The 26950-nt window shown below is 30.7% G+C and carries 29 protein-coding genes and 2 pseudogenes; 9 read left to right on the top strand and 22 right to left on the bottom strand.

What is annotated here, in order from left to right; translation table 11 throughout:
- Positions 1-429, top strand: a 429-nt coding sequence (locus BAQ44_RS29210) for a DUF3900 domain-containing protein (RefSeq protein WP_116758434.1), incomplete at its 5' end; no start/stop codon positions are given.
- 555 nt (positions 430-984) lie between these two features.
- Here the strand turns inward: BAQ44_RS29210 and BAQ44_RS29205 are convergent.
- The 6 genes from BAQ44_RS29205 to BAQ44_RS29180 all read right to left on the bottom strand — a co-directional run bounded on the left by BAQ44_RS29205 (position 985) and on the right by BAQ44_RS29180 (position 4749).
- Positions 985-1764: a hypothetical protein gene (locus tag BAQ44_RS29205; RefSeq protein WP_071725312.1), complete on the bottom strand. Its 780-nt coding sequence runs from the start codon at positions 1762-1764 to the stop codon at positions 985-987.
- Between the two features lie 131 nt (positions 1765-1895).
- Positions 1896-3134, bottom strand: coding sequence for a hypothetical protein (locus BAQ44_RS29200; RefSeq protein WP_131801875.1), 1239 nt, complete (start codon positions 3132-3134; stop codon positions 1896-1898).
- A 217-nt stretch (positions 3135-3351) separates the two neighbouring features.
- A complete protein-coding gene (locus tag BAQ44_RS29195; RefSeq protein ID WP_071725308.1) occupies positions 3352-3561 on the bottom strand; it encodes a hypothetical protein in 210 nt (69 codons plus the stop codon).
- 112 nt (positions 3562-3673) lie between these two features.
- A complete protein-coding gene (locus tag BAQ44_RS29190; protein WP_071725306.1) occupies positions 3674-4036 on the bottom strand; it encodes a hypothetical protein in 363 nt (120 codons plus the stop codon).
- Between the two features lie 141 nt (positions 4037-4177).
- Entirely contained in the window at positions 4178-4345 is a 168-nt protein-coding gene (locus tag BAQ44_RS31895; RefSeq protein ID WP_084669682.1) for a YolD-like family protein, read from the bottom strand.
- 167 nt (positions 4346-4512) lie between these two features.
- Complete coding sequence (locus tag BAQ44_RS29180; protein ID WP_071725304.1) at positions 4513-4749, bottom strand: hypothetical protein; 237 nt, start codon at positions 4747-4749, stop codon at positions 4513-4515.
- Between the two features lie 353 nt (positions 4750-5102).
- Between BAQ44_RS29180 and BAQ44_RS29175 the strand changes: the two genes are divergently transcribed.
- Entirely contained in the window at positions 5103-5348 is a 246-nt protein-coding gene (locus BAQ44_RS29175; protein ID WP_071725302.1) for a hypothetical protein, read from the top strand.
- Positions 5349-5413: 65 nt separating this feature from the next.
- Here BAQ44_RS29175 and BAQ44_RS29170 read toward each other — a convergent pair whose 3' ends face one another.
- Complete coding sequence (locus BAQ44_RS29170) at positions 5414-5791, bottom strand: hypothetical protein (RefSeq protein WP_071725300.1); 378 nt, start codon at positions 5789-5791, stop codon at positions 5414-5416.
- A gap of 365 nt (positions 5792-6156) precedes the next feature.
- Between BAQ44_RS29170 and BAQ44_RS29165 the strand changes: the two genes are divergently transcribed.
- A complete protein-coding gene (locus BAQ44_RS29165; RefSeq protein WP_071725298.1) occupies positions 6157-6717 on the top strand; it encodes a hypothetical protein in 561 nt (186 codons plus the stop codon).
- A 237-nt stretch (positions 6718-6954) separates the two neighbouring features.
- On the opposite strand, the gene BAQ44_RS31305 is transcribed toward BAQ44_RS29165, so the two are convergent.
- Positions 6955-7632, bottom strand: a complete 678-nt coding sequence (locus BAQ44_RS31305) for a lecithin retinol acyltransferase family protein (RefSeq protein WP_211274106.1) — start codon at positions 7630-7632, stop codon at positions 6955-6957.
- Positions 7633-8014: 382 nt separating this feature from the next.
- Positions 8015-9490 carry a DNA/RNA helicase domain-containing protein gene (locus tag BAQ44_RS29155; protein WP_071725296.1) on the bottom strand — a complete coding sequence of 492 codons (1476 nt, stop codon included), beginning with the start codon at positions 9488-9490 and terminating at the stop codon, positions 8015-8017.
- Between the two features lie 219 nt (positions 9491-9709).
- On the opposite strand from BAQ44_RS29155, the pseudogene BAQ44_RS30715 reads away from it, so the two are divergent.
- Positions 9710-9864: pseudogene (locus BAQ44_RS30715) on the top strand (YolD-like family protein); the annotation flags it as partial.
- Between the two features lie 291 nt (positions 9865-10155).
- Here the strand turns inward: BAQ44_RS30715 and BAQ44_RS29150 are convergent.
- From BAQ44_RS29150 to BAQ44_RS29135, 4 genes are all read right to left on the bottom strand, one after another.
- The gene (locus BAQ44_RS29150) at positions 10156-10719 is read right to left on the bottom strand and encodes an N-acetyltransferase (RefSeq protein WP_071725294.1); all 564 of its coding nucleotides are present in this window, start codon (positions 10717-10719) and stop codon (positions 10156-10158) included.
- A gap of 235 nt (positions 10720-10954) precedes the next feature.
- Complete coding sequence (locus BAQ44_RS29145; RefSeq protein ID WP_071725292.1) at positions 10955-12049, bottom strand: AAA family ATPase; 1095 nt, start codon at positions 12047-12049, stop codon at positions 10955-10957.
- Positions 12039-12818, bottom strand: coding sequence for a DUF6414 family protein (locus BAQ44_RS29140; RefSeq protein WP_071725290.1), 780 nt, complete (start codon positions 12816-12818; stop codon positions 12039-12041). The genes BAQ44_RS29145 and BAQ44_RS29140 overlap by 11 nt, the downstream gene beginning before the upstream one ends.
- Positions 12819-13107: 289 nt before the next feature.
- On the bottom strand, positions 13108-13521 hold the full coding sequence (locus tag BAQ44_RS29135; RefSeq protein WP_071725288.1) for a hypothetical protein: 414 nt from the start codon (positions 13519-13521) through the stop codon (positions 13108-13110).
- Positions 13522-14059: 538 nt separating this feature from the next.
- On the opposite strand from BAQ44_RS29135, the gene BAQ44_RS29130 reads away from it, so the two are divergent.
- Together BAQ44_RS29130 and BAQ44_RS29125 are read left to right on the top strand one after the other, a co-directional pair.
- On the top strand, positions 14060-14308 hold the full coding sequence (locus BAQ44_RS29130; protein ID WP_071725285.1) for a phage minor head protein: 249 nt from the start codon (positions 14060-14062) through the stop codon (positions 14306-14308).
- 166 nt (positions 14309-14474) lie between these two features.
- Positions 14475-15041 carry a recombinase family protein gene (locus BAQ44_RS29125; protein WP_071725284.1) on the top strand — a complete coding sequence of 189 codons (567 nt, stop codon included), beginning with the start codon at positions 14475-14477 and terminating at the stop codon, positions 15039-15041.
- Positions 15042-16564: 1523 nt separating this feature from the next.
- Here BAQ44_RS29125 and BAQ44_RS29120 read toward each other — a convergent pair.
- Complete coding sequence (locus tag BAQ44_RS29120) at positions 16565-18784, bottom strand: hypothetical protein (protein ID WP_071725282.1); 2220 nt, start codon at positions 18782-18784, stop codon at positions 16565-16567.
- A gap of 590 nt (positions 18785-19374) precedes the next feature.
- Here BAQ44_RS29120 and BAQ44_RS29115 point away from each other — a divergent pair.
- Positions 19375-20082, top strand: a complete 708-nt coding sequence (locus tag BAQ44_RS29115) for a hypothetical protein (protein ID WP_071725280.1) — start codon at positions 19375-19377, stop codon at positions 20080-20082.
- Positions 20083-20300: 218 nt separating this feature from the next.
- Here BAQ44_RS29115 and BAQ44_RS31520 read toward each other — a convergent pair whose 3' ends face one another.
- From BAQ44_RS31520 to BAQ44_RS29075, 8 genes are all read right to left on the bottom strand, one after another.
- Complete coding sequence (locus tag BAQ44_RS31520; RefSeq protein WP_249024769.1) at positions 20301-20474, bottom strand: tyrosine-type recombinase/integrase; 174 nt, start codon at positions 20472-20474, stop codon at positions 20301-20303.
- A gap of 26 nt (positions 20475-20500) precedes the next feature.
- The gene (locus tag BAQ44_RS29105; RefSeq protein WP_071725278.1) at positions 20501-21145 is read right to left on the bottom strand and encodes a hypothetical protein; all 645 of its coding nucleotides are present in this window, start codon (positions 21143-21145) and stop codon (positions 20501-20503) included.
- Between the two features lie 647 nt (positions 21146-21792).
- Positions 21793-22179: a hypothetical protein gene (locus tag BAQ44_RS29100; RefSeq protein ID WP_249024768.1), complete on the bottom strand. Its 387-nt coding sequence runs from the start codon at positions 22177-22179 to the stop codon at positions 21793-21795.
- A 247-nt stretch (positions 22180-22426) separates the two neighbouring features.
- Positions 22427-22654 (bottom strand): hypothetical protein, encoded by a 228-nt coding sequence (locus BAQ44_RS29095; RefSeq protein ID WP_071725276.1) that lies wholly within the window; start codon positions 22652-22654, stop codon positions 22427-22429.
- A 31-nt stretch (positions 22655-22685) separates the two neighbouring features.
- Entirely contained in the window at positions 22686-22898 is a 213-nt protein-coding gene (locus BAQ44_RS29090; protein WP_071725274.1) for a hypothetical protein, read from the bottom strand.
- Positions 22899-22929: 31 nt separating this feature from the next.
- A complete protein-coding gene (locus BAQ44_RS29085) occupies positions 22930-23775 on the bottom strand; it encodes a hypothetical protein (protein ID WP_071725272.1) in 846 nt (281 codons plus the stop codon).
- Positions 23776-23814: 39 nt separating this feature from the next.
- Positions 23815-24267: a hypothetical protein gene (locus tag BAQ44_RS29080; RefSeq protein WP_249024767.1), complete on the bottom strand. Its 453-nt coding sequence runs from the start codon at positions 24265-24267 to the stop codon at positions 23815-23817.
- Positions 24268-24331: 64 nt separating this feature from the next.
- The gene (locus BAQ44_RS29075; RefSeq protein ID WP_071725268.1) at positions 24332-25468 is read right to left on the bottom strand and encodes a competence protein CoiA family protein; all 1137 of its coding nucleotides are present in this window, start codon (positions 25466-25468) and stop codon (positions 24332-24334) included.
- 198 nt (positions 25469-25666) lie between these two features.
- Here BAQ44_RS29075 and BAQ44_RS29070 point away from each other — a divergent pair, with 198 nt between their 5' ends.
- Together BAQ44_RS29070 and BAQ44_RS29065 are read left to right on the top strand one after the other, a co-directional pair.
- On the top strand, positions 25667-26797 hold the full coding sequence (locus BAQ44_RS29070; RefSeq protein ID WP_071725266.1) for a site-specific integrase: 1131 nt from the start codon (positions 25667-25669) through the stop codon (positions 26795-26797).
- An 85-nt stretch (positions 26798-26882) separates the two neighbouring features.
- Positions 26883-26950: pseudogene (locus BAQ44_RS29065) on the top strand (DUF3900 domain-containing protein); the annotation flags it as partial.

Here is a 26950-nt window from a genome sequence, read left to right as displayed (position 1 = left end):
AAAACACAAGTAATGGACATGGTATATGACCAAATTGAAGATGTATTTGAAGAAGGTACGGAAGAACGCGAACAATTCGACCAAGCAATGGAAGTATGGGCTGCCAGTCCGAAACGCGAAATTATGGAACAATTTTCAACCGAAGAAGTAATGGAAGCTACCGCTCAAATCGTCGAGCATGCTCCTGAAGTGGAATTAAAGTTAAAAGCAGATCATATCTCTGTGAAGGCCCTGCTTGCTGACTTCGGGGATCAAATACATATCGCAAAGGTAAATGACCGATACGTATTAATGATCGAAGCAGACACACTTACATTTGAAAAAGGATTCTCTCCCATTGAGTTTCTGAAGCCAGATGAATTGCAAGATGTGATTGAACGGATTGAGAATAAGCAGCAGTATTCTTATGATCTGAACGGGATTGAATAGAATAATACAAAAAGACAATGACGGGTTAAAAAACAATTAGGTGTCCACAATTGTGACCACGTTTGTGACCATACAATACTCAAATTTTTGGTTCTAACATTGGATAAATGCTTCCATATAACTATATTTTACTGAGCGCTTGTTAATAGCGCTTTTTTATTTTGGCCACACTTGCGTGTCTATTTTTGTGGTCACTAAAAGCATATGGATACTAAAACCACTTATTTTATACAATTTTACATTACTGATCAATCGAAAATCTGACCACTTCCTTCTATTAGAAGAACAATGCAAAAAGCACCAAAAAAAACCACCTAATAGTTTGAGTGGTTTTTAGATATCGTTTATCATTAATTTACTCTAACAGATTCTTGTATTAATAAATAAGAATACTTATAGAACTTTAAAACATAATATTACACCTATAACAATAAGTTTTATTTAATTTTGTTGATTTTTTTAGCTGCCTCTTATTGTTCATAAAATCAGGATTTCGTACTAACTTATCCTCATTAGAAAAAGAGCAGTTTTACCACACTCTCTCTTTGATTAACTTTACCAAGAATACAGATTTTTACCTCTGCGGATTTCAAACATAACAAACTTATCGTCTATGATATTCTTATATGTTATATCTGCAAATATAGCGTTTAACATATAATTTGGATTATAGTAATACTTTCTTTTATCATTAGATTTATATTCTACATCTAAAAATAATTTCAATTTATCATCTCTAATTGAGTTTAAAAATTGTTTAACAATATCCTCTAATTTATTTTTAGAACATACATGTATTATTTCTTGATCCCACTCAAAATGCTCGCTTTCGTTTAGAGAAAGAAGTATATCATACTGAATAATAGTATTTTCATAGTCTATATAAGGAAGGATATTTAATATGAATTCTTTCATTTTTTCAATACCTAACCGATTTAGTGTTTCTCGCTTGATAAATAATGGTCTTTTTCTTGCTATCCATACTCGAAGTTCATTTGTTTCTTCCATAAAATTAGTGATAAAATGATTATCTGGTAACTCATCACACCTGTTGCTATCTACATATTCACGCTTAAATCCTAGTTTTTTAAAAACTGGAATAACAAACTCCTCTAAATACGCTCTATTGTTAGATTGATCTTTAAGCATTTTAAGTCTATCGTTATGTCTATCGATATCTTTCTGGTTTATTGGAACCCTCTCGTGTTTGACTTTGAATATTTCGTCAAGTTCCCCACGACAACTTGCACAAACGTTTAATTGATATTCTCCGATCTTCATTGGCTTACCACAAGTGTCACAAACAGTGTCTGTCCAACCTTTATTATATGACATAATATTTGCTCCTTTTTATTGGTATTTACGCTTATCAACTGGCTTATAATCCTGAACCATGTTTTCAAACTCAATTCTTTCTTTACCTGTTAAATCATCAATATGTAAATAAACACTCGTTGATGGGTACATTAATTTAATAATTCTTCAACTATCTCACTTTTATAAAAATATGCATTTAAAATATCTTGTGTCTTAATGTAGTTCACTTCTATATTTCTTGCATATCTACTTAGCTCTTCATCAAAGGTAATAACAGCATCATATTGTTTTTCAAAATCATCTCTTTCCTGAGCATTAAAATAACAATATACAATATTCGAATTTTGAATTTCAGCAAAATAAAAAGAAGACATTATATTCCTAAGTACATGTTGATCATTCTCTATATTCATACCAAATATAACAATCGCATTAATACTATTTCCTTTAATAATCCTTTCACTCCTCTGACCAAACACTTCAATATTTTTGCCTGTATGAGTTTTCTTGCTCGCTAAGTTCCATATTACTGGAAAAACGGATTTAAATAAAAAATAATCGCCAATTAACACATCAGAAAAACTAGCATATCCATTTGTATAATGTAATCCAAAGCTTTGATGGTATACATATTCTTTTTTATTCTTAACAAATTCTCCGTGAAAATGCTCTACTTCTCTTTCAGTTATTTTCTCCATTAAATGATCATAGTTCAATGATGCTAAAATATTAAAATTCCTCAAAAACTCTTTTAGCTTTTTTAAATCTATTTGATTTATTTTATTTAACTTACTTATATCTACAGCTTTCCCTTTCGCAAATATAACAATAGAAAACAGCATTCGTAAATATGTAGAAAATCCATTAAATAATACATCTTCTTCCCCATAATCCCTTGATGTTATAGATGCAGAATATTTATTTCCTACTTTAATAACTTCAATAAAGGAATTATCTTCTGGGAATTTATAATATGAGTGATTAATTCTTTGGATTGCAAAATAAAAATAGATTAAAATAGTCCAGTGCTCAATATTTACATACGATAAACCCTTATCTTTACCAACTGCACATATTTGTTCTAAGATAGTTTTCTGACTTACTGAAAAAACTAACTTTGTAATTAATCCATTTTCATCTAGATCACTGATTAATCTATCATTATCCTTAATAGAATTTGCAAAAATATAAGCATCATCAAATATTTTATAAAATTGTTCTTTACTTATATACTTCAAGTGCCTTACTACATTTTTATAATTGTCATTAAACATTTTAATAAAAGCTCTATTCTTTGCATTCACCTTATATTCAGAATTCATCAACAACCCTTTATGTCCATCATATAAACAATCGTATATGTTTCCAAAATCACTATCGAAATTCATGCTAAATCCGTTCCCACATATGAACATACTTTTACTTCTACCTATTAATTCGTTAAAATAATTTAATGAAATCTCTCCATTTATCTAGCTATCCCCCCTAGCGATATTCTATTATATACACCATTTAAACAGATGAGCAAATTGAGAATGACGTTTTTGAACATAAAATAAAAACCCTGCGTTAACAGAGTTTGATTTTTAATGACTATATATTTATCTAATACTTTCTTTTATTTGTAATCAAATGTTGTGCATCTTCTTCTGAAAGCCTAGGATCATTTATTCTGATAATGTGCTGAATCAGTTCTTGATATTGTTCTTTTGTTACTCCACTAGTTCTGTCGAAAAAGAAGTATCCGATTATTAACAAACCGACAATCCCCAATATCCACATTTTGTTCCTGATTGCAAACTCTTTCAGATCCATAGAACTCCCCCATTATCTTATAATTCTATATTCTAATTTGATTATATCCCTCAGTTTTACAAAATAGCCGAATGATATTTCAACAAAAAAAGAACCTACATTTTGTAGATTCTTACCATACTCCTAATACAATTGGATTGCGCAATTCTCCATCTTCCCAATAACAAACATTAAAATGGTCTAATACACGTTTAATTAAATCGTAATCAAATATATATTCTTCATTCATACTAAACTTAATATCACCATGATTCTTCGATATGCTTCTATATAGGTTGAAGACAATTGAAATTTCTTTTTCATATACTGCTTCGATAGCAGCTTCTCTTACAGCCACTTCTGTAATTTGCTCAACTATCTCAGGATGATACTTTTCAATATATCCTTTTAAACCCATGTTAGTTATGTGATGACTAGTGGCTGCTCGCCCTGAAACAATCCTACCTTTTTCGTTTATGTAAGTCTCCTGGTTCATTTAATCACTCCTAACTGTAATATTGACTCAATTATACCAAATTGTACTATTTAGATAAAATTCTGATTTCATTCAAATAATAGCCTCCATTTAAACCAGTAAAACACTAACTTAAATGAAGGGCACTTTTAGGAAAATTGATTATTTCGCGTCAATTATGTCATTTAGATTGAATTTGCACATTGATCTGAAAGCATCTGTACATTTTACAACCTTTGTATGTAAATCGATATGAGTAACTGTAATGTGCTCATTGAGCAGATATCCATCTTTATAATATGTAAGTAAAGTTTGAAAAGGCCCTAACAATTTCTATAGGTCCTTTTCGTTGTCAACAAACATCCTTTAAACAGACAAAGACCTCGTTACATAAGGCAACAAGGTCTGGATATAGTAAAGTTAGTACCTCTTCCGTTCTCATAGGTACTTCTGCATATTAATTTATGCTCTAATGGTATCACGCACCCATATAATAATTAAAACTTAATTCGTTTTGGGTTTATTTTTCTAATTTTAACTGGCTTAAATTCATCACGAGTCAATTGCTCTCTTACATTGTTTTTATTTATAAATGTGTAGTAGAAATCGGTTTCTTTGCCATCAACATCGTATTCTTGATCAACAAATCTAATTATTTCTCCAATTTGATAACTGCATACCGAATTATCAATAACAACTGCATAACTACCTTCTTTTAAATTTAAACAACTCATAAAAACAACACTCCAATAATACTAAGTATTTTGCGTGATAAATGAAATTATACAGTAAAAAACTATATTTTTACAACCTACATTTTTAGATAAAACAGGAATTCTTATATATGTTATACTATAACCAAGTAACATCCAGAAGAGACTGTTGGCGCAATCTCTTCCAGAATTACAGTTACTTAATTAGTTGTTAATATTTAGGATCAAGTTGTTTACTTCGGATGTTCTAGTTGTAGGACTTACTTGTAAAGACTGGTTAACTTGTTGTTCTAGCAACATGTTGGTTAGTTTTTTTTCTTATCAAACATCATCATCGTATAATAATAGAAAAATACAATAAAGGTGTGATTGAAATGAAGTTTAGCATAAAACCTGATTCATCTGGTCAAGATTATATTGAAGTCGAAACTGTAAAAGATCAAGAAAGTGTGCGAATTACTCATATTAAAAATGGGTTTACTAAAAGTCCGTGTATAAGACTCAATATTCACCGCTATGGCAAAGGTTTACGTCCAGGACCAGAATTCCCTATCAATAATGCAGCCGGAATCCAAGCAGCAATTACTCAATTATTGCTAGAAACAGAAAATAAAAGATAGATTTCAATATTAATTAATGAGTAATATATGTATTCAATCTCTCCATGTATTACTCACATTCCTTTTTATACTCGTACATCTAATTTACTTTCCATTGCATCTAATACATTGGATTTTAAATATAAATAAGCAGCTACTTCTTCTTTCTTCATTCCTCTATCGGCACACACGCCGTCTAACAATATCCACTCTGTATCTCCTATAAAGTTACGAAACTTCCTTTTATCTTCTTCAATTACTAACAACATTTCTAACTCTTCTATACTTACTATAGCACGTTTCCTACCTAATTCATCAATGTAAAAAACTGAGATTACACAGCATGATTCATACACTTCAAAATTAAATGTTTTCTTCCCTCGCTTCACGCTGACGGGATACCATTTTAGTTTCTCGTATCCAGACATAGATATTTCGTATAAATCAGATTGTTCATGTACCATAGCTTCAACTCCTTTTTGAATATTTTCATATCACTTTTAGCATATCAAAATATTTTTAAGGAGCTGTAAAGCGCAGGTTAAATTCACTCAATTTTTCCCCAGACATATATACATAATATAATTTTAATAATTTAATTAATAGACTTATAGTTCAAAGAATATTCTATACGTCTCCTCTAAATAATATGACACAATCAAATTTACATTAGTGCTATTGAGTTACAAGAAATACATACTTAAAATCTAATGATACAAAGTGCCTCAAGTCATTTGTTTTTGAAATGTACTTAACAAATAAAATCTGACATAATAATATTCTAAATGTTAAAATTAGAAAGATACATAATTAGAAATGAGGGAATACTATGGGGAAAAAGTGGACTTTCTTACTATTAGTTGTCTTGATGTCATTCACTGGATGTAGCTCTACTGAAAGTGAAAAAGCAAGTGAAAATGATGATAAAACAACCGAAAGTAAAGAAGTGATTAGGGAAAACAATACAACAAAAGAACCGATTGCACCAGTTGTTGATATGAGAACACAGTATCTTAAAGATATGAACAGGGAATTAAAACGCTTATACGATGCTTTGAAGCATCTTCAAAATCAATTAGATGCAAACAAACAAGATAATCAGGTTTCAAAAACTCAAGTCTGGAAAGATGAGATGAACAAAGGCTACAGTGCGGTCGAAAGTGCAAATACAAACATTAAAACATACCCTGAAGACAAAATACCTAGTGACTTAAAGGAAAACCATCAAAAACTTGTAGAAGGTCTAGGTCTACTTGTGAAAAGTAAAGAATTTTTAATACGTGGTATACCAGATAATAGCGAAGAAGTTATTGCTACTGGAAATATGTTTGTAAAACTAGGAACGAATTTAGTAGATCCTGCAACAAATTTCATTTTGGATCAAAAATAATATTAATAGTAAGCATGTCATTTATAAATAGATATGCTTACTATTTTTTAAAATTCTATGTTTAATGATTTTAAATAGATAAAGTACATTGTTAATTATGCAACCATTTAATAATGGTTTTATCATGTATTTTTCAATGTTTTATATATTACACCTTATTGTTCGTAAAATTGGTATTTCGTACGATCTTATAATTGTTAGAAAAAAGAGTAGTTTACACTAACCTCTTCTCAAGTATTATTTCCACTTCCAATCTACCCATCTAATATTTCCTCCATAGGATTTCTCAGTAGACCATTTAAGATAAGTAAGAAAGTTATCACACGACTCAAAATCACCAGTTAAGCAGCCACTTGTAAACTGATGACAATTATCGAACACTAAATTATATTCTCTTGATCTTCCGATACTGTCTAATGCCCTTTGATAAGAAGATTCAAAAGAAATCGGCATACCAAACTCTTTATCAAACGGAATCCTTATGGCTTTGAGTACAGATGTTACGTTGCTTGTGAATCCATCCAAGCTTACTTTTTCAATCTGACCGTTACCATTCAAGTGAACAACTTCGTTATTTCCAACATAAATACCTGAATGTTCCATTGTATTAAACCCTAAATCGCAGTATATCGGAGCACCTACACCTGGCTCTAGATTAGTCCGAGCTTTAGTTATGACTGGTCCAGTTGCTAATGGGATTAAAAATTCTTTTTCTATATTTCTGTCTCTCATTTCTCGCTCATATTTCTTTTGATTAATAGCTTCTCTTGTTGTGTATGTAACATCTGCTATTTTGTCTTTTGCGTCACTTACCGCCCATCCTACCTTGCTGTATCTTACTGCATCTTTTGCTTCTGTGATTTTACATCCTAACTTTGAATTTTGTACATTATACATAAAATCTCTAAATCCCATTTTCAATTGCTCCTTTTATCAATTGTCACATTAATCTATTCAAAGTGATTAGCTTACAAATAATATAGAAAAAATACATTTACAGTATATGCTAAACCTAAAATATATTCAATTATTTATATGTTACACTTACATTGATACCATTTACCAATTATTTCAAGGGTATAGTTCCATATTACAAAGCAATACCTACAACATCTAAAAATGCTATTGAAATGCGGTTATTTTAAAGAGGTTAACTACTTGTCAGAAAAAGCTATTATTAATTGTACTCCAGAATGATATTTTAATCCTAGCGACAACGTTCAATGATGATTTATAAATGTCTCTCATAAATAAAAATCTCCCTACTTAAGTAGGGAGTAGCAATTTCAGTCTCCGACTATCCTATTATTTTTAAACATTCTTTTATGATTTCTTCATTATCCACAATTATTAAATACAATTTTTTTCTGGTTCTAGTTAATATTTGAAATAACATTTGTGTTGGATGATAATAAGCGTTTTTATCCCCTACTAATTTTCCATCTGGATTATAGCAAAATGTATTACCTATTACTGAAACAACATTATCAAACTCTTGACCTATTACAGAATGCGCATTATCATTGGCCAAAACATTCATATTATCAAGTGAGCTCTCCTGATAACGCGAGACAGTATAATCGATAGCTGTCCATCCACGAACTTCCAGCATTTTAATGAAGCTTCTTGCTTCATCAATATTAGAAAAATATTGTAACTCGACATTTTTATATTTCTGTTTGGCAGTTCGATTGGAACGACTAAATAGATTCTTTACAAATGAGCTTATTTCGGGGTTTGTTCTTATTTTTTGTGTTAGTTTAAACGGTTTATTAACAATCGGATTTAAATATTCATGAATTTTATTTTCAATTTCAATTTCACTAAGACATTGTTTAGGATCTAATGAAAATATACAAGTACTCTGATGTTCAGTTGCATATTCAATTATTTCTTCTAATTGGTATTTTCTAATCCTTTGTGCTTCATCAATCAAAATTACATCCAGTTGTTCGGATAATAAATCTTTGTATTTTTTTACGGGAAATATTCTCCACCCATGCTTATTGATTAACTCGTTATGTCCGTCATTTAAATTACCACAGTGTAATACAGTTACCTTCTTACCTTCATTCCTATAGTGTTTTACAATGTCATATACAAGAAGCGTTTTTCCCGTACCCGCAGCACCCTCAATAGAAAATAATTTATTTTGAGAAGACAAACTAAGTGATTGTAATTGCTCTTTGATGGAACTTTGATGATTAGTTAAAAAATATTCATTTTTTATAAATTTTTCGGTTGAATTAAAAGGTGAAACTAAAAAAATGGTTGGATCAAATAAGCTATTTAAATCTTCGATCTCTAGTATGTCCTGATCCCTAATCTTATCAATTAAAAATTTTATATCCACTTCGGTAATAGAATCATCATCTTCTAGATAATAAAGTTTCTCTTCATCAGCGACATATGTGAAATAAAACACTTCTGACCCTAAAGAATTAAGATAGTATTTATTTTTTATAAGTTGTTTTTGAATCGCTTCACCTGTATGTTCTCTCTTCAATTCTATATTAATATGATAATTTGAACCTAGGCGTAATAAATCAAACTCTTTTCCTATTTGTTTTATCTTGAAACCTACATAATAATAGCAAAAAATCATTTTATTACGTGTGATTGATTTTATCTTTTCAACAAGTGAAGATAAATCATTCACCTCGGAAGGTGTAATTTCTCCTTCTAATTTAGTTAAATAATCTTTAAGTATCTCAGGTGAAAAGTCATTATTTGCATGTGTTAAAGATGTTAAGTTAAATGTTTTTTGCGCCATTTTAAATCCTCTCTTATTTATACGTGAGTTTCCATGTTTTATTTTAACATATTTATTAATCGTAATAAACGAACAGAATGTGAAATAAAGAATTAAACAGATTAAGAGAAAACATAAAATGATTTTTAGATGTAGATTTGTAAAAACGAGGCTATTTTATCCTTTTCCAAAGAACTTAAGTTCGTGTATAGTAAACAGAAATTATACGAATCGGTGGATCATCATAGCGAACGAATTTTGATTTCATATTATCGTGACGGAATGGTACACAACATGTACATAAATGTATTACAAATTGAACCAACGACACAAAAGTATACTGTACGGAGTCCTTCTGGTTAAATATTGAGGTTATTTTCTCTCCTTTCTCATAAACTGTTTGGTTCTATTAACACGGATAAATTTATTTATTTACTTATTTCATCAAAGTCATCATATATCTTTTAAAATACTACTCATTTCATCCTTTTTATCATCTGTTAATTTAACATTCTTACCTAAACTGGATTTTCATCACTAAACAGTGAACAGCTTGGTTAGGCACGCAATAAAAAATACGAGCCAAAGCTCGTATTAGTGATCATATTTATATTGCTATGTTACTCACTAAATTATATCTCTTCTATCAAAAACATACCCAAAATAGTTTTAATGAATAAAACTCATTAAAAGTTTAATTTTATACTTCCACTTGTTCTGTTTTTATTAAAATTAACAGTGAAACCATTCTTTTTATAAAATCGCTCTAGCTTATCAAACTTTTCTATATCTACACATGAGAGCATTCCATTTACTTGACATGCATCCATTTTTTTTGCCCATTTAATTAAATACTGTATCAGTATTGAACCATTACCAACATCTTCTTCTACTGCGAATACATCGACGATATGGCATGCTACATTAAAAGGATTCTGAATATCTTGATAGAATTTCGCATATAATCTTGGATATGGATGTCCTGTTCTTTTATTCTGCAAAGATAAAGTAACGCTCTTACTATCCATAGAAACACAAACATAATATTTCACAGAACTCTTATTGAATTCAACTCCATCAATTAAATTTCCTTTTTTTAACACAGATTCAACAAATTCATTATTTGCCTCAATCTCTAGCAAACGTTCTACTTCTGTTTTTAGTATTTTCTCGCTATCTTGTATTTCACTGTACAATTCTTTCAATTCTTGATACTCCATCTTTAAACTTTTTATTTTATTAAGAAACATACAATAATCATCCTCAATATTTTTTATTATATTACTATTTAAGGTTTTTCACATGATAGAAACTAAGTCCCATTTCTCACATTTTTTTATTCTTAAAAGCTATAAAATATACAAATAAAGAAGAACAGCTTATTGCTGCTCTTTCCCTATAATAAAAAATTCACTCTTGATTATATTTTCCTATGCTTACTTCTTCTAAAATTTATACTATGTTTAAAATCAAAAATTGGCATAACTATAGCTTATCAATAAGTGGATACGTCATCATCTGAATCATAATTTTTCTAATTTCCCTTGCGTTATTTAGAGAAGGTATATTCCCTTTAAGTCGACTCTTTATGTCCCATCCCTTAATTATTTCCTTATCTTCATCATTGAATTTTAATAATTCTTCATCATATACCGTTTCTATGATTGCTTCCTTAGCTTCATTAGATAATTCAATATATTTAATAAAATGATTAAAACGAGAAAAAATAGGATCACCTAGTTTTTCTTTTATTTCTTTTTCATTATGGTAATTTGAAGTACAAAAAATAATGGTATTTTCTAGATTTACTTCATAAAATTTATCGGTATATATTCCTTCATCAAACAATTGATAAAATGCGCTATAAAACATGGGGTGCGCTTTATCAAATTCATCCAATAAAATAACATTTGTCTCCCTATCTAGCAAATCCTTGGCAAATGAATTACTTTTATCGCCAAAAATATAATTCATAAAATTTTCATTATGAAACATCGATAACTGCTTTCTAAATAATTTTTGATTTGGATTTATAATGTCATTCACAAATTTTGCTGTCTCTGTTTTCCCTACACTAGAAGGACCATATAGCATGACAACTGTTGGTTTATGAACTCCATCATTTGTCAGACTATATAACGTTCTCAACAGTTCATCTTTAGCATTAGTCTGACCATATATAACATTATCAAAATCACTTTTTATTTCCGATAAATTTCCCAACTCTAATCTAGGATATTCATAATTAATTATTTCGATTTCTGATTTTAAATTTGCAGATTCTATTTGATTCAAAATTTTAGCAGGTGGATTATTTAATAATATTTTTGTATAACCAAATTTACCAGAGAAATGTATACAATAAATTAAAAAACCTTCAATAAAAAAGTCAGCAACACCTGAATATTCATCCGAATGAATCACTAAAGTATCATAGTTGTTTGGAGGTTCTTGCAAAGAAGAACCATTTGGATCTTTTGAATCTATAAATCTAACCAAATTAGTAAGCGTAAAACTCCCTTCAGTTGGCACTTGTTTTATAAATTCTCCTTTTGGCCCATTAAATATTTCAATTTCCATCAGTTTTCACCTCTACTCCAGCTAAAATAACATCATACATTTTTAAGGCCCTATTTGCTTCTTGCTTAAGGCTATCACTATCACCCATCAACTCACTAACCGAAGGTCGCTCAGAAACAGTTTCCACATTTAGTTCATTTTCTATTATAAAATCTGCTTCTTCACTTTCACCTACCTCCACAGCGTAATAGGTTAATTTCATTTTAGGTAAATCCATTAAACTATACGCATTTTTTAAAGCATTAATATTAAATCTTAATATTATACGATCATTATTTTTATATGCAAGGAGCTCATAGTATCCTCTTGCATTTTTTAGAATCTCATCAAAATTTTGAACATCAAAGTCTTTCATCCCCTCAACAAGAGCCGAATCTTCCTTGAAAATTTTTATATAAGGTGTATACATCTTTATGAATGAAAAAGAATTTTTGATGGGCTTAATTTGAAAATCTCTAAAGATATATATCTTTTTCTCCTTTTCTAATTTACTACTAAGATTATAAAAATCAGCTAAAATTGTATTTGAAATTGTTTTAGTAACCAAAGAATCCTTTGCGAATGAAGAATTCACATTTACTTTTGTTGTAAAAGCCGCCTTAATCGCCGTAAAAAAATTAGTACCTGCACCTACCTCCACTCCAGCTTCTGCTTTTCCACCAAACTGTACCGTTCCTTTATCTTCATCAACTGAAATAAGTTCTCCACCATATTCTATCTGCAACATATCTGTTGCAGATCCTTCATCAAAATAAATTACCTTTTGCATATCAATACACTCCTATAACTTTAAAAATTATGTATAACTTACATTGAAATTCAATTTATATTCACATTTATATATTATATTAAAAATCTGATATACAATCCTTAATTTTTCGAATTTATATAATAATACTACTAATACAGCTATTTTAAGCTTACTTAGAACTCTTTGATTGAAAGGGCAAAAAAAGATTCATCTAAAATAGTAGCATTATACAAAATATTCAATGAAATCCTTGATGAATTTTCGAATATGAAACAAGTCGTATGATTTCATAAAAAGAGCCCTTATATTAGGACTCTAGGAAATCTTCAAGATAATATCCAAACTCATTGACTAATGCTTTCATTTTTTCTAAATCAGTGATTTGTCCATTTTTACATCTCAAAAATGCATTGTGGGCTAAAACTCCATATGCGGAGTACTTATGTTTTCGTATCTCTTCTATCATTTCTTTTGTCGGTAGATTAAAGATTTTTTTAACCTCCTCTGGCTTGATAAAGATAGAGTCGTCACCGCATAAAATAGCACGTACACCATCGTCTAGAATGAATAACCACCCCTCATCTAGATAACGCGGATGACGCCTTTTGATTTCTGCTAACTCACGATATGTCATAGCTTGTATGTCACCGTAATCAGTCCAAACGTAACTATTATGCGTAACATCAGAATCATACGAAACTTTTCCTGACGTGCTACACAATATTGTCTCATATACTTATCAGACACTCAAATCGTGTGGTTTCATCTAAAATGGTATGATCCCAAATACCTAACAAAGCACTAGAAAACTTTTTATTCATAAAGTTTTCCAAACACAAACTAATGTATGATACGCCTTCTTCTTTCATGATTGTTTGTATATTTGTATGAAATGATTACATCTACAAGGAGATTCACTAAAAAATAAAACATATTTACTTTAATAGACGATGCGATGTAGGTTGTTAATTGATTGAAAAAAGTAAAGAGGAATTACTTATTTTGATTCTTAATTAGAGTAGAAAAACATTGGGATTTAACTTGAAAAGGTTCAATCGGAAAATCGTTAAGGAATCTAGCTTTTATTTATTGAACTTTTACGATAAAAAATAGCGCTATCCGTTGTTATTGTGTTAAGAAACTATCCCAATTAGAAATGATGAGTTTTGCGTGGATTCTAAAAGACTATGCATCACAAAAATTAAGTTTATAATATTTATTAAGGCTGAAAAAAATAAGTGAAAAGTAGGGGATATGTAATGGCATACGATAAGTACCAAATGGCAAAAGACAAACTTGATAAAGCATTAAAAGGAAATTCAGCAGGTATTATAATGTCATATACGGTAAATACACTGGAGGATGAAAGAGTTCGTTCTAAATGTGCGGAATTTGAAGGATATACTGCAAATGTTTCAGAGGCTGTAATAGGTGTGAACCACCCACCTTTTGATGAAGATTGTCGTTGCTTTGCTACTTATCAAATTGAAGGCATGCAAAAGAAATAAAATCACTAATAGAAGGGCGTACCATTTTTATGGTATGTTTTTTTATCCCTTTAGGTGTCAAAACTTAAAGGTTTTGACACTATTTTATCAAGGTGATAAAATCAATGCATAGAATAGTGCCGTAACTTAGTGTCATAAATAAGTGTATTAAAAGGGGATTTTGAAAATGAAATATGGATATGCAAGAGTTTCAACAATCAATCAAGATTTAGAATCTCAAATACAAACGTTAGAGAAAGAAAGTTGTTCTATTATTTACTCTGAAAAATTCACAGGAACAAAAACCAACCGACCACAATTCCAAGAATTATTATCTATGCTACAAACAGGTGACACACTTGTAGTTACAAAGTTAGACCGCTTTGCAAGATCAACAGTAGATGCAATTCAAACCGTGCGTAGTTTATTTGATAGAGGTATTAAAGTTCATATATTAAATATGGGTTTAATCGAAGATACACCAACTGGTCGATTAGTGTTCAGCGTGATGAGTGCATTCGCTGAGTTCGAGAGAGACATGATCGTTGAGAGGACACAAGAAGGCAAAGCTATAGCTAAGCAACGTGAAGACTTCAGAGAAGGACGGCCGAAGAAATATGGTAAGAAGCAGATAACTCATGCATTGAAGCTATTAGAGACAAACTCATACAAGCAGGTAGAAGAGATGACAGGTATCAGTAAGAGTACATTGATACGCGCAGTACGCGAACAGAAGAAAATAATGTCTAAATAAAACACGTTAAACTAAAAGGAGAAATGCAACATGAACGTCAAATATAGGCATAACGAGGATCATTCAAGTACAATACAAACGATTATGTAACAGTTATCATTTGCTATGTCTATGCTGAAGATACAAATGAAGAACTCTTTTGTCAAGGCACTATCACAAGTATAGAAAATCATGGCTTCACATGTTTAATAGATAGCCAAACAACAGATCTATACATCTCATTTAACGAGATAGAGAACGTTAGACATTGTCACCTTCGTCAGTTCTTTGCAGATGTTACACGTAGACAAGATATAGACTAACTAAGAGAGTGTGCTGCTACACGCTCTCTCACATGCACACATACACGTAGCAAGACATGATGACATAGATAGTCAAACATACATGCACATATCACCGGCAGACTATAACTAGAGTGCCAAGTCCTCCAGCTAATGCACCATTCATGTGCCTACCCAATACCTCAACAAGTATATTTGTTTAATAACAACTACTACGCAAACAATATGTTTGTATAATAGTTATATTAGTACTCGACCATCTGGCCAATCTATCCAATGTAACATTGACTCTTTTCTTCATTTCTGAAGCCTTGTAAATACCATTGAATAAAACTCCAATTTTATCCCAACATTATTTCCTCATATGTACGTCGCTGATAATCTTTAGACTCAATTCTAACCAATAGTAGTAGAGGGCTTTCAAAGAGAGCATAAGAATTTTATGAGTCGTAAGATTCCTCAAATAGACGTGCTATTTATCATTTAAATTCTCCCCTACTTCAAACCATATAATTATTTGCTTAATCTTTGCTGCAAATTCTATAAAAATTAATAATCCCCACATCACATATACAGACAGAAAGAATCTCATGTTAGGCAACCATAATGTCGGTCAAATATAATAGAAGTAACAAGCATAATAACCACTACACATACAACTTATATGTAATTTAATTAATTGATAGGCCTACCAAACATGTAACAGGGGGATAGTTTACAATAACGACATATGTTACATAACAGGCAAGCGGCCGAACACTCCCAGAGCTACACTCACTCTTCGATTTCAGACTTGCTAACATTGACTTTCTCACCGTTCATTACTTTTTACCACTTTCATCCACTTAATTTTCTCTCTAAAATATGCTATCGACATGCTATCGTAAAAAATCAACAAAAATAGGCTAAAATCACCCAGTTATGAAGCAGTTTTCACCACTTTTTACTCCCTTTTGAATGATTTTAACCTGTTTCAACTACTATTTCCGATAACAAATACTACACTTTTAAGCCAAATAACTAACTGACTACTGATCTAATTTCTTAATTATTAAGTAAACAGATAAAACCTCAGGGTGCTGTCACCACCTTTTACATTTTTCCGCTATCGCTCCAAAATGCAAAACCTCGACGCACCACCCCGAACCCCTCACGTCGTTAATATTTATAATCTTGTATTATGTATTTTAGTTTATCCTACAATCTCTTATATTATTTATATAAGGAAATGTAGGATAAGTCTTATTGTGTTTTAATATATATTCCTCGTTTCAACTTATATTTTTCAAATAAATCCTTAAAGTACGGATTTTTACTTTTCAGGTTATCAAACTCTTTAGCTGTTAATCCTGCACCTTCACAAATTTCTTTGGTCGTCAATTCTTGTCCAATTGGCCACTTGTCAATGAACCCCTTTAATATAGCTGCTTTTCCATTACTTCGGCTTACAACCTTCTCTTCTACAAAACAATTCAATTCATCATCGTTAAGCACTATCTTACAGCCAGGGAAGAGTTGTTCCACCATACCAATAAGTACTTTATCAGCTTGAAAACAATTTATTTCTATTTTCTCATCACAACTATAATTTCTTAATTTAGTTCTAAAAACCTCTTGCACAAAATCTGTTAGCATTGAGTAATTTTGATATAGATAAAGGCTTTTGTTTTTAAATTTGTATTTATCTCCATGCATCAGATATTCAGAAAACACTTCAGCAGCTTCAGGATTACTACATTCTTGAAGAATATCTTTCATTTTCTGTTTGTTGAAATCTGTACAAAGGTATTTTGTTGAATAAACATAATCAGGTAAAGTATTCCATCCGAATTGCACCATTTGAACACAATCTTTTGCTTTATTACTTCCCTTTGTGTTTCCAAAATAAAAAATTGTATCTTCATCTGCTACAATTTCAACTTTGTTTGTAGCTCTCAATAATTCTTCTTTATTTGTAGCATTTATTAATACATTCTTACGACCCTTTAATTCTTTCAACATTTTTGTAGCTACTTCTCTGTAGGTAACTACATAAGTAGCTTTATTCTTTGGCATATTTTCTGTAAATTTCACACAAGCATCAGCAAGATATTTTTTACTCCCAAATTGCGTTTTATTGATCTTATGGGATTGATGAAATTTAAAAGTGATATTATCGAACCTTCTAGCATTTTCAATATTTATAAAACGTATTATTTCCTCATACGCATTCCCTTCTGAACTTGCATAATCTGGATCAATAAGTGCTGTAGCATCGAATATTACAGTTTTAAAATTCTTATTAACTATATCTTTCATGGAAATTGTATTAATAAATTCTTGTTTCTTAGTCTTGCAGAATAATCCCCCTACAGTCAAAGCTCTGTGGATATGTTTTAGTTCGTTTTTATATTTGTTACCCATACATTTATTCCACAATGAATTAAACTCTTCATCGTTCAGTAGAACAGGCTCATTATTAATATTGGAAACTAAAAATCTTTCGTATTTTTGAGAATAACGATTTAATTTATTTTTTAGCATTGTACGTATTTGATCCCATTTCTCTTCTAATTTCTTTTTTTCACTTTTACCCTTTTCATTATTAATTGAAATATCACGAATAGCATTATCAATATTATTAATCATTTGCATTGAAATGGACATACTATCTACCATCACTGGCTTTTCATCATTGATTATCATCGTCCGTGACTTAATCGCTCCATCCTTATTCTCATAATGTTCGTATTGATTTAGATTTTCACCAAACGTTTCAAGTCTAGCATTCGTCATAAGCAAAATTGGAGAAGATTTTTGCTCTGTTTTCTGATTAGACATTTTACATTCATTAAAAAATGGACAATTCTCTTTATTACACATTCCAACTTTATAAGCCTTCATTCTTTTATTTTTACAAATTCCTTGTTCATATGATTTTTCTGTCCATCCTTCTAATACGTATGTAAATGGAGCTTTCTGCTCTTTATCGTTAATAATTTCATTTTTGTAGTATCCCATTTCCTTCTCTAACTCTTCATGTATTTTTTTCAAATCAGACAACTTATCGGTTACAATAATCATTCCTTCTTGAATTGATCCTTCTCTCAGAGCTTTACAAACTTCTTTAATAAAAACATATGTTATTGTACTCTTACCGAATCCGCAAGGAGCTGGAATGACTGGAATAGTCTTATAGTCCTTTAATTCACCTAAAAGTATCTTTGCAGTAGTTCGAGCAAATTCAATCTGTTTGTCTGTTGGATTCATTTTTCTCTTGATCAATAACTCCCGATATTCATTTACAACATTTTCTATAATACTTGAATTAACCTCCGAAACATTGACTATTTCTTCTGGCTCATAAATTGCTCTATCTAAATTTTCAACAAAACAGGTATAATTATCATAATTAACTTTCCCACAAATTTCTTCATACTCCTTATTAAACTCTAAATCTTTCACCAATTGTATTTTCTTCATTAAACGTTCTCCTTTTTTGCTAATTAGAGTCAATAAATAAAACAAAAAACTATCTCAAAAAATAAGATAGTTTTCGTTTCACATATTTATTTTTAATTAGCTTGTAAATATCATTATATAGAAGCATACTAATGACACTCAAATCAGCTGGTTTCATCTAAGATATTTATTTAAGTTTAAAAGTAATATTGTTCCATTCATCGGTTGATATGTAACAGCGAAACAATTTACTTACTGCCGACATTTTATCTTGAGTGTATTCTCCCTCAAATTGACTACATTTCGTTATCAACTTTTAATTTTACTCAGAAGGTATTCTTATATCCAAGTGAGTTAAGTCTAATTTAAAAGAGGTATGCCCATGCGACAACTTTCCGATAAAAGCGGTTTACCTTTCGAAGCATTGAGGCGTCTATATAATGATCAAACAAAACAATATCAAGCGTCTTATTACAATCCATGCCGTAGGGAAGCATCCTAGTATCTGTTAGTACTTAAAAATAACGTATTTCCATCCAATAATTCCTTGTATTTCTTTCCAAAATAATAGATTATAATTTGTTGCAGTAAATACGAAATGAGGGATTAAAATGTATCCTATACATAGAGATTTGGATTATCAAAATCAATTAAAACTCAGCAATGATTTTAGATATGATTTCCTACATATAAATTATTCTGACACGTTGTTAACTGAATATGTGTTTGTATTTAGAACAAATATTGTAGAGGGAAATGAGGAAAAGGGAAACATATTTGTCGATATTTTAGAGAAAAGTAGCATTGATGTAGTATCTGGAATAAAACATAACAACACTTTCGTTCATTGTTTATCAGATACAAATTTTGAAGAGAGTCGAAAAAAGATCAATGAATCTATTGAATTGGTCCGATATGATAATGAAATTTCATATGAGATATGTGTAAGCTTTAAAAATCAAAGATATTATCATAACGTTACAAAAGAATTATGTGAATTAAATGAAATTCAGTATGTACTTTTTGAAAAATACAATAACAAGTTAGTTAACAATACATTTTTAGAAGTAAAATCCATATTTATGAAGCAATTAGATATACTCCGAAACAAAAAAACATATGAAAATTTTTCAATTATAGAGCAATGTAGTATAAAACGTTCATATGAAACACAAGAAGCTATTCATAAAGAAAAGAAATATTATTATAGTAAATATAGACAGGCTGAACTTGATTGGTCCATGTTACTTCATCAATTTAGATATTTACCATCCAAGGACATGAAAATACTTAAATACAAACCAAATTTATTGAAGTAAACAAATTTTTATTTATATAAAAATAAACAAAACTCCTAGCACTAATATAAGGTTAGGAGTTTTGTTTATAGTGGGAAGGCTCACAGCAATTCAAGTAATGAGTTTAAAAATTCCTCATATTCATTAATGGGCTTGAAGGCATCGCCCTTTTGATAAGTTCAAAATCCTCCAATGACTGTAGATAACTCTGAGTGTCTCATTAACTTACTTTAAGTAAGTTAACCAACCCCATTCAATATGTACTGTGCTGCGAAAAAGTGTCGAAACGTATGCGTACTACATCTCGCACCTTCAATCTTAACTCTTTCTCCTGCTTCTTTAATAACATTGTAAATCCCCATATGTGACAATGGATCGCCAGTATAGGATAAAAAATATTGATCTTTCTTAATCGATTTATCTTTAAAGTATTGTTTTTTTAGTTCTTTTGTGATCTTTGCAATTCCGTTTTTGGTTCTCCAAATTGCATATACACATCGCCAATTCCTATTTTAACGCTTCCGAAAGCTTCTACATTTCCCATCAAAAACTCAGGATTCTCGTCAGCGAATTTTTTTAATACATCCATATCCGATTCTTGATTTCTTCCTCCCAAACTGGATGGCCCTGTGCTTAATTCCTGATTCTCTTGTGTTTGACCTTTAGAACTAAACCATTCTAAAAATTTTTTAACCCCTTCCTGGAATACAACCGGAGCTCCTTTCTCTAGGATCCATTTCAACATCGCAACCAAAATCTCTCCATTGAATCCGAAATGGAGAAGTCCCGATGTAATGTTTTCATCTGATACAGATGGAACTTGGACATAGTTCTCTAAGCTTTTTTCGAAACTATGTAAATCGCTTTTTGCATTATACGTCAGCACAAGTAATTTATTCTCTTCAAACCACTCGTCGAATTCTGTTTCCGACATTGTGAGCAAAGAGGAGAAATAATACGTCGATTTTATCGCTGTGATTAAACCCTGTACCTTCTTTAAAGATCCCTCATTAGATTCCTCATTTTCAATCATTTGTTCTTCCCATTCGTACTGTAACGTTAGAATTGTGTCGTTCTGTAACATTCATATTCTCCTTTTGTAATCAAATTATCACTATATAATCATTTTATCATAACGATCGTTCACCTTAGCCGTACTTTTCTCTACAACAAAAAAGCTATCGCTAGGTAACTTTACGTTGTATACTTCTCATTAATGGATTTTGGGAGATTTTTAGCATCTATCGTATACTCCCAATTCAATACTTCCCCTCAAGCTTTCGGTTCAAAAGCACCCCTTAATTCTTTACCAAAGGCTTCTATATTCTGCTGATGTTTAAGAGCACTGTATTCGGGAAAGAGGTACACAATGCTTCAATACCGTAACGCTGCGAACGTGGTCCATCACAATAACCCCACCTTCTCTTGGAATTTTCACATGAATAGATATATCCTCTAAATATTTCTCACCGTCATTTTGAAGAATGATATTGAATTTAGTTAAAACATCTTCACCTATATTGCTGCACGAACGTGATGGGTGAAAATAATAGCTCCTACCATTTCTACATATGTAATGTTTTTATCCAATAACTTAGCTGTTATTTTATTTTGTAAGGCTATAGCGCTTGTTTCCCATATTTCCTTTTTAATCGCTTCTCACGTCAGTTGAAACGTCACGACAAAATGTTTTCTAACTGCATCAAAACACTCCTGCTTAAAATGAGAATTTTACTCTACTACTTCAAATTTATCGTACTCGTAAGTTAAAAAGTGAAGACGATAGATTGAGTATTTTTTAATCCAATCGTATACTTGTTGTAAAATCAACATTTTGTTTTGTAAGTCACTAAGTCCCTTACAGTATTTTGAACGGTCTTCTAAGCAGTCTTCTGATTTCCTTCCACATAGAGGGCAATTTCCGTCAGTTGACCTAACTTCATTCATCCTAATAGTTCCTTTAGAGCCCTTTTTAAATTGGATTAATACATCAAGTTCAAGGGATTGTTTTGATGTTGTAATTACCTTCATCTTAGCAATGTCGCCTGCGTTCCAAAAAACACCTTTTTTATCCATCTCCACACTGACATTTTTAATATTTAAGTTCACACTCATCATATCTCTCCTCATACAAAGCCCTTATTATTCAGTTTTAATATTTAATACACCACGGTTTTAAAATATATTAAGCTTTTTCCAATTCTTCTTCTTTGCTATAAAAGGTAGCGCAATAAGAGCTAAAAGTGACGTGAATATTACACCAAAAACTAAAACGGTTAAAATGTTAAAAATTGCTTTCATTCAACTGTACCCTATTCTTTATATAAAACTCTTATTCGATTCAAATATTGATTTCAGTATTGTCTCAAGTAATTTTATTTCTCAATCTTCTATCAAAAACAATTGCTGGTAAGTCTTTAAAGATACCTAATTCTCCAAAGTCTACTGTATATTTTTGTAGCCTATTTTCCTCTTCACTCTTTCTATCTATAACTATTCCACTTTTACCTCTTAGCTCTTCATCTGCAAACATTGCTTGTTTACTTATTCTCACCTTTTTCCCTATGTCAAACATCCACAGAATGAAATTCATGATATCGCTCCTTATTATATGCAATTGGATTTTACTGTAAGGATCTTAAAGCTTCCTGCATTTTTATTCTTTTTACCTCTAATACTTTAATACTATTTTCAAGAGCTGCTGGATTAATACCAGGGATAAGCTTGTCTTCTAAGCGTAAAGCTTCTTGGTTAGACAACTTCATTTCTATTGCTGTGAGTCTGAACTGAATAAATTCTTTTATTTCTTGTATTTCATCTTTGTTTTCTTTTCTCATGGTGATTCACCTCTTATATAAAATTAAACTTTTATTTAACTAGCTCTTTATCATCAATCTTTTCTGTATCTAAATCTTCCAGTAAGAAATCTAGTTGTATGATTGTATGTATCGCATTGAATAATCGTAATGCATCTACCTGAGTCCAGTTATTCGGATAGTCGCGGCCATGTAACACCCAATCTCTGTTGATAATTGGCAACCGATTCGGGTTTGAATCAAAATTCCCCGCTTTAAATACACTTCTTAAAAATTCTAATACAGATACATAGATAATTATATACGTTCTATCATTCTCAATTTCTTGTTTTACTGCGTTATATTGAACTCTTATAGACGGTTTTCGATCCTTATTAGGATTAATATATTTTTGATATCTTGGTGAAATAAGAACCTGTGTCAAACTTTCAATAACAATAAATAAACTGGGAATTACAATCAAGTAATTCTCCTTTTCATAATTCTCGAAACACTGTTCAAGTAAATTCTTCCATTGTTTTATAAGTTTATGATCAAGAATATCTCTCTTCATAACTTTAAATTCATTCTCAATTGAATGAAATTTAACAATTAATTCGTTTAGTTTTTTCGTGTCATTAATTTGAGATAATTCAATATTATCACTGACATCCATTAATAATGGTAGTGTCCAGCCTTTACGTCCTAATGATTCAGCAGCTTTTCTCCAAGAAGTTTCAATTTCTTGCCAATCATTGTTTTGTATAAGCTTAATTACATTTTCTATAGTGCTTTCCAGTTGGTTTTTGAATTCTGAAAGATGTTCGCCTATTAACCCTAAAGTGTTGAATATTTGTAAAGGGAAATTATTATCTGCTGAAGGTTGAGACTTTTCTTTTTCTTGATCTTCACTATTCATCTAGTTTCCCCCTTCCTTTGTATAAAATATAGTTTTTATTTAATAGTCATCTCTTCTGTAACGAGGTTTGAGCACACATTGCAGAGCGCCTTCAATTGCGATTCTTCTATGATAGCCCATGCATTCAGTCCAATATATACGAATGTCGCCTTGAATTGATTTAAAAAATTCATTTCTTGGCCTTGGTTTTTCTTCATATAATTTTTTAATATGTTCATGTAGTCTATTACGTATCCAGCCTTCACCTATATATAAAACTTCTTCAGTAATAGGATCAACTATCACATATAACCCCCGCTTATTTTTAGGAACAAATTCATCAATTTTTCTTCTTAGCGGTAGATCACTTGTAGGCTTTTCATTCTCATTGTATTTATAACTAATATCAAACCAGCACCATAGTGAATTTGAATTAAGTGGTAATAATGAATTACTTACCAGGGTTTCTTTAAGATTACTATCAAATTTACTAATATCCAACAATAAAACCACTCCTTTGAGCAGAAATTAGTCGAGTTTCCTATATTACATATGTAACTTCATCAGATGCATAAAATCAATTGTTTATCCAGTCTCTTTTAATTGTAGATAACATATCATTTAATATTCTATTCATTTCTTCTACTACAATTTTACTATTAGGCATTAATATATTAAAACCTATTACTTTTTTCTTTTTGGTATGTTCCCAACCGCCTACAATAGCTTCAACCTGGTAATGTTCCTGTATTTCGTATATTAATGAATATAATAAATTTTGTTCGTTAGATAAGAAGTAACGGTCATTTACCATCAAGTATTTATCTTTAGATTGTGAGGAGTTCTTATAAGATATATCAAGTAGTTCCTCACGACTAGATTCCTTACTCATATACGACTTAGCTTCAACGCTGTTCATTTTTTTATAAATGTCTCCATTAATATAGTATCTATAATTTAGGTTTTTAATTGCATCCTCTACCTCGTGTATTGCTTGATTTTTATAATGAAGCAATATTTCATCTGTTAAGTCTTCTCTAGCTATATCCATCAATTCATCTTTAAAGATATCATAACTAATATCAGCTGCAGACGAAGAAATTTTTGACGATATATAATCAATATACTTAGAAATAGAAGCATCAGATACCTCGAACATAAATCCACTGTTTTTTCTAATAGGAACTACTTCTAAAAACGGTATATCCTCTTCGTCGAAATATCGAACTTTCTCATCTTCGTTTGCATGTGTTACATAAACCTCTATTACAAATGGTTGAGCATCGTCGTATTCGCCTTTCACTACAACATCGGCTATAGAATCCCCTACCCATTGCTCACTTTCAGCAGACCTCTTTTTGTAAAACTTCAATATATCTAATAATGATATCTCGTAAGAATCTATATTAATAGCCTTTAAAAATTCTTTGTAATTCTTTTTAAAATAACTTAAATCAATTATAAGCTTTATGTCTTCTTCTTTATTTACCTTATTGACAAGATAATGCTTTGCCTCGAAATGTAAGAGGGTTTCACGAGAGACAGTACAATTACTACCAGGCTTATGACTAAAGTGATGTTCTCTTTCATTACCCTTTTTAAATATGACGTCTTCATGACAGTGTGGACACCTGTATTTCACATTTTTATATAATCTGTCCTCTATGTATACAATATCTGTTCCGCATAATGCAAAGTTTAGTTTAACACTCATCCCAATGCACTCTCCCTTTGTATAAAATGATTTTATATACAGTTATCATTTTATTATCCCACTATAAATATTACCATATATTTCTTTACTAGTTTTCTATCCTATTACTTATACCTATACAAAAAAGATTCTAAGCATTAAAATACAAGTTATGGAAGCTATTATTTCAATCGTTAGAACCTATTGGAGGTTTTAATTATGAAAGGTAGCGTATTAAAAGATAAAAAAAGAGATACTTGGTATTTTTCTTTCGATTTAGGTAAGGATCCATTTACAGGAAAGAGAAGACAAATAAAAAGACGTGGATTTAAAACTGAAAAGGAAGCAGAAAATGCACTAATTAAAATTCAATCTGAAATGATAAATAACGAGTTTCTCGACTTAACACAAATGCCCTATTCTAAATATTTAGATGAATGGTTTGAAGAAAGACGTATTTATCTCCAGAAGTCAACCTATGAAATTCACTCCATCTACTGTGAGAACGTCATAAAACCAAGACTTGGACATTTTCAATTACAAAAAATTGAGCCTATTCATATTCAAAAATTTGTAAACAACCTAGTAAATGAAGCAGCTTACTCATCTCACACTATTCATTTAGTATTTCGAATAGTAAGCTCATCATTAAAGAAAGCTAAAACAATGAAATTAATTAAAAATAACCCTTCAATCGGCACGACATTACCGAAACGACAACGTAAAGAAATGAACGTATGGGCACTTGATCAAGTAAATTACTTCTTAACCGAATCAAAGAACATTAAACGACTTACCCGCTGCTATATCGCATTTGCAATGTCTCTTCTTACTGGTATGCGTCAAGGTGAAATAATGGGATTACGTTGGAAGGATATTGATTTCGAAAGGAATATCATTTACATAAAACAAACTTTAACCCAAGCTGCCGAAATAAAAATCGGTGCAAAAAACGCATCAAGTGTACGATCAATTCACATACCAGACAAACTCGTCAATGAACTAAAGAAATATCGCAAAACGGTTCTTGAAGAACGTTTATTTCACGGTAAAGATTACGAAGATAATGATTTGGTGATTTGCACACGTACAGGTAAACCAATGATTCCTCGCAATTTACGCAAGGAATTCTATAATCTAACGGAAAAACTCGGGCTTCCTAAGATACGTTTCCATGACCTACGTCATACACATGCAACGATGTTGATACAACAAAATATTAACGTCAAATTGATTGCTGATCGTCTTGGTCATTCTGATATCGAAACTACACTTAATACGTACAGCCATGTTCTTCCTGACATGCAAAAATCGGTATCTGAAAAACTCGATAAAATTATGAATATATAAACGGTATGTTGCCAATTTTGTGTCCACGTTTGATTATACATCCATTAATCGTTGACGATACGTGAATTTGTGTGCACTCAACGAATACATGCCTGAAGAAGGTATGGTCGAAGTGGGCGAATTAAAAATTCACCAAGCATCACACGCCCGCTA

The sequence above is a fragment of the Bacillus mobilis genome (genome assembly GCF_001884045.1).
GTDB lineage: Bacteria > Bacillota > Bacilli > Bacillales > Bacillaceae_G > Bacillus_A > Bacillus_A mobilis.
Note: the sequence above shows the minus strand (reverse complement) of the source record. Positions and strands in the feature narration are given on the sequence as shown.

Coding starts and splice junctions, on each gene's coding strand:
- BAQ44_RS29205 (WP_071725312.1), bottom strand. CDS start 1,764: ATGTCATATAATAAAGGTTGGACAGACACTGTTTGTGACACTTGTGGT.
- BAQ44_RS29200 (WP_131801875.1), bottom strand. CDS start 3,134: ATGAATTTCGATAGTGATTTTGGAAACATATACGATTGTTTATATGAT.
- BAQ44_RS29195 (WP_071725308.1), bottom strand. CDS start 3,561: ATGGATCTGAAAGAGTTTGCAATCAGGAACAAAATGTGGATATTGGGG.
- BAQ44_RS29190 (WP_071725306.1), bottom strand. CDS start 4,036: ATGAACCAGGAGACTTACATAAACGAAAAAGGTAGGATTGTTTCAGGG.
- BAQ44_RS29180 (WP_071725304.1), bottom strand. CDS start 4,749: ATGAGTTGTTTAAATTTAAAAGAAGGTAGTTATGCAGTTGTTATTGAT.
- BAQ44_RS29175 (WP_071725302.1), top strand. CDS start 5,103: ATGAAGTTTAGCATAAAACCTGATTCATCTGGTCAAGATTATATTGAA.
- BAQ44_RS29170 (WP_071725300.1), bottom strand. CDS start 5,791: ATGGTACATGAACAATCTGATTTATACGAAATATCTATGTCTGGATAC.
- BAQ44_RS29165 (WP_071725298.1), top strand. CDS start 6,157: ATGGGGAAAAAGTGGACTTTCTTACTATTAGTTGTCTTGATGTCATTC.
- BAQ44_RS31305 (WP_211274106.1), bottom strand. CDS start 7,632: ATGGGATTTAGAGATTTTATGTATAATGTACAAAATTCAAAGTTAGGA.
- BAQ44_RS29155 (WP_071725296.1), bottom strand. CDS start 9,490: ATGGCGCAAAAAACATTTAACTTAACATCTTTAACACATGCAAATAAT.
- BAQ44_RS29150 (WP_071725294.1), bottom strand. CDS start 10,719: ATGTTTCTTAATAAAATAAAAAGTTTAAAGATGGAGTATCAAGAATTG.
- BAQ44_RS29145 (WP_071725292.1), bottom strand. CDS start 12,049: ATGGAAATTGAAATATTTAATGGGCCAAAAGGAGAATTTATAAAACAA.
- BAQ44_RS29140 (WP_071725290.1), bottom strand. CDS start 12,818: ATGCAAAAGGTAATTTATTTTGATGAAGGATCTGCAACAGATATGTTG.
- BAQ44_RS29130 (WP_071725285.1), top strand. CDS start 14,060: ATGGCATACGATAAGTACCAAATGGCAAAAGACAAACTTGATAAAGCA.
- BAQ44_RS29125 (WP_071725284.1), top strand. CDS start 14,475: ATGAAATATGGATATGCAAGAGTTTCAACAATCAATCAAGATTTAGAA.
- BAQ44_RS29120 (WP_071725282.1), bottom strand. CDS start 18,784: ATGAAGAAAATACAATTGGTGAAAGATTTAGAGTTTAATAAGGAGTAT.
- BAQ44_RS29115 (WP_071725280.1), top strand. CDS start 19,375: ATGTATCCTATACATAGAGATTTGGATTATCAAAATCAATTAAAACTC.
- BAQ44_RS29105 (WP_071725278.1), bottom strand. CDS start 21,145: ATGTTACAGAACGACACAATTCTAACGTTACAGTACGAATGGGAAGAA.
- BAQ44_RS29100 (WP_249024768.1), bottom strand. CDS start 22,179: ATGATGAGTGTGAACTTAAATATTAAAAATGTCAGTGTGGAGATGGAT.
- BAQ44_RS29095 (WP_071725276.1), bottom strand. CDS start 22,654: ATGAATTTCATTCTGTGGATGTTTGACATAGGGAAAAAGGTGAGAATA.
- BAQ44_RS29090 (WP_071725274.1), bottom strand. CDS start 22,898: ATGAGAAAAGAAAACAAAGATGAAATACAAGAAATAAAAGAATTTATT.
- BAQ44_RS29085 (WP_071725272.1), bottom strand. CDS start 23,775: ATGAATAGTGAAGATCAAGAAAAAGAAAAGTCTCAACCTTCAGCAGAT.
- BAQ44_RS29075 (WP_071725268.1), bottom strand. CDS start 25,468: ATGAGTGTTAAACTAAACTTTGCATTATGCGGAACAGATATTGTATAC.
- BAQ44_RS29070 (WP_071725266.1), top strand. CDS start 25,667: ATGAAAGGTAGCGTATTAAAAGATAAAAAAAGAGATACTTGGTATTTT.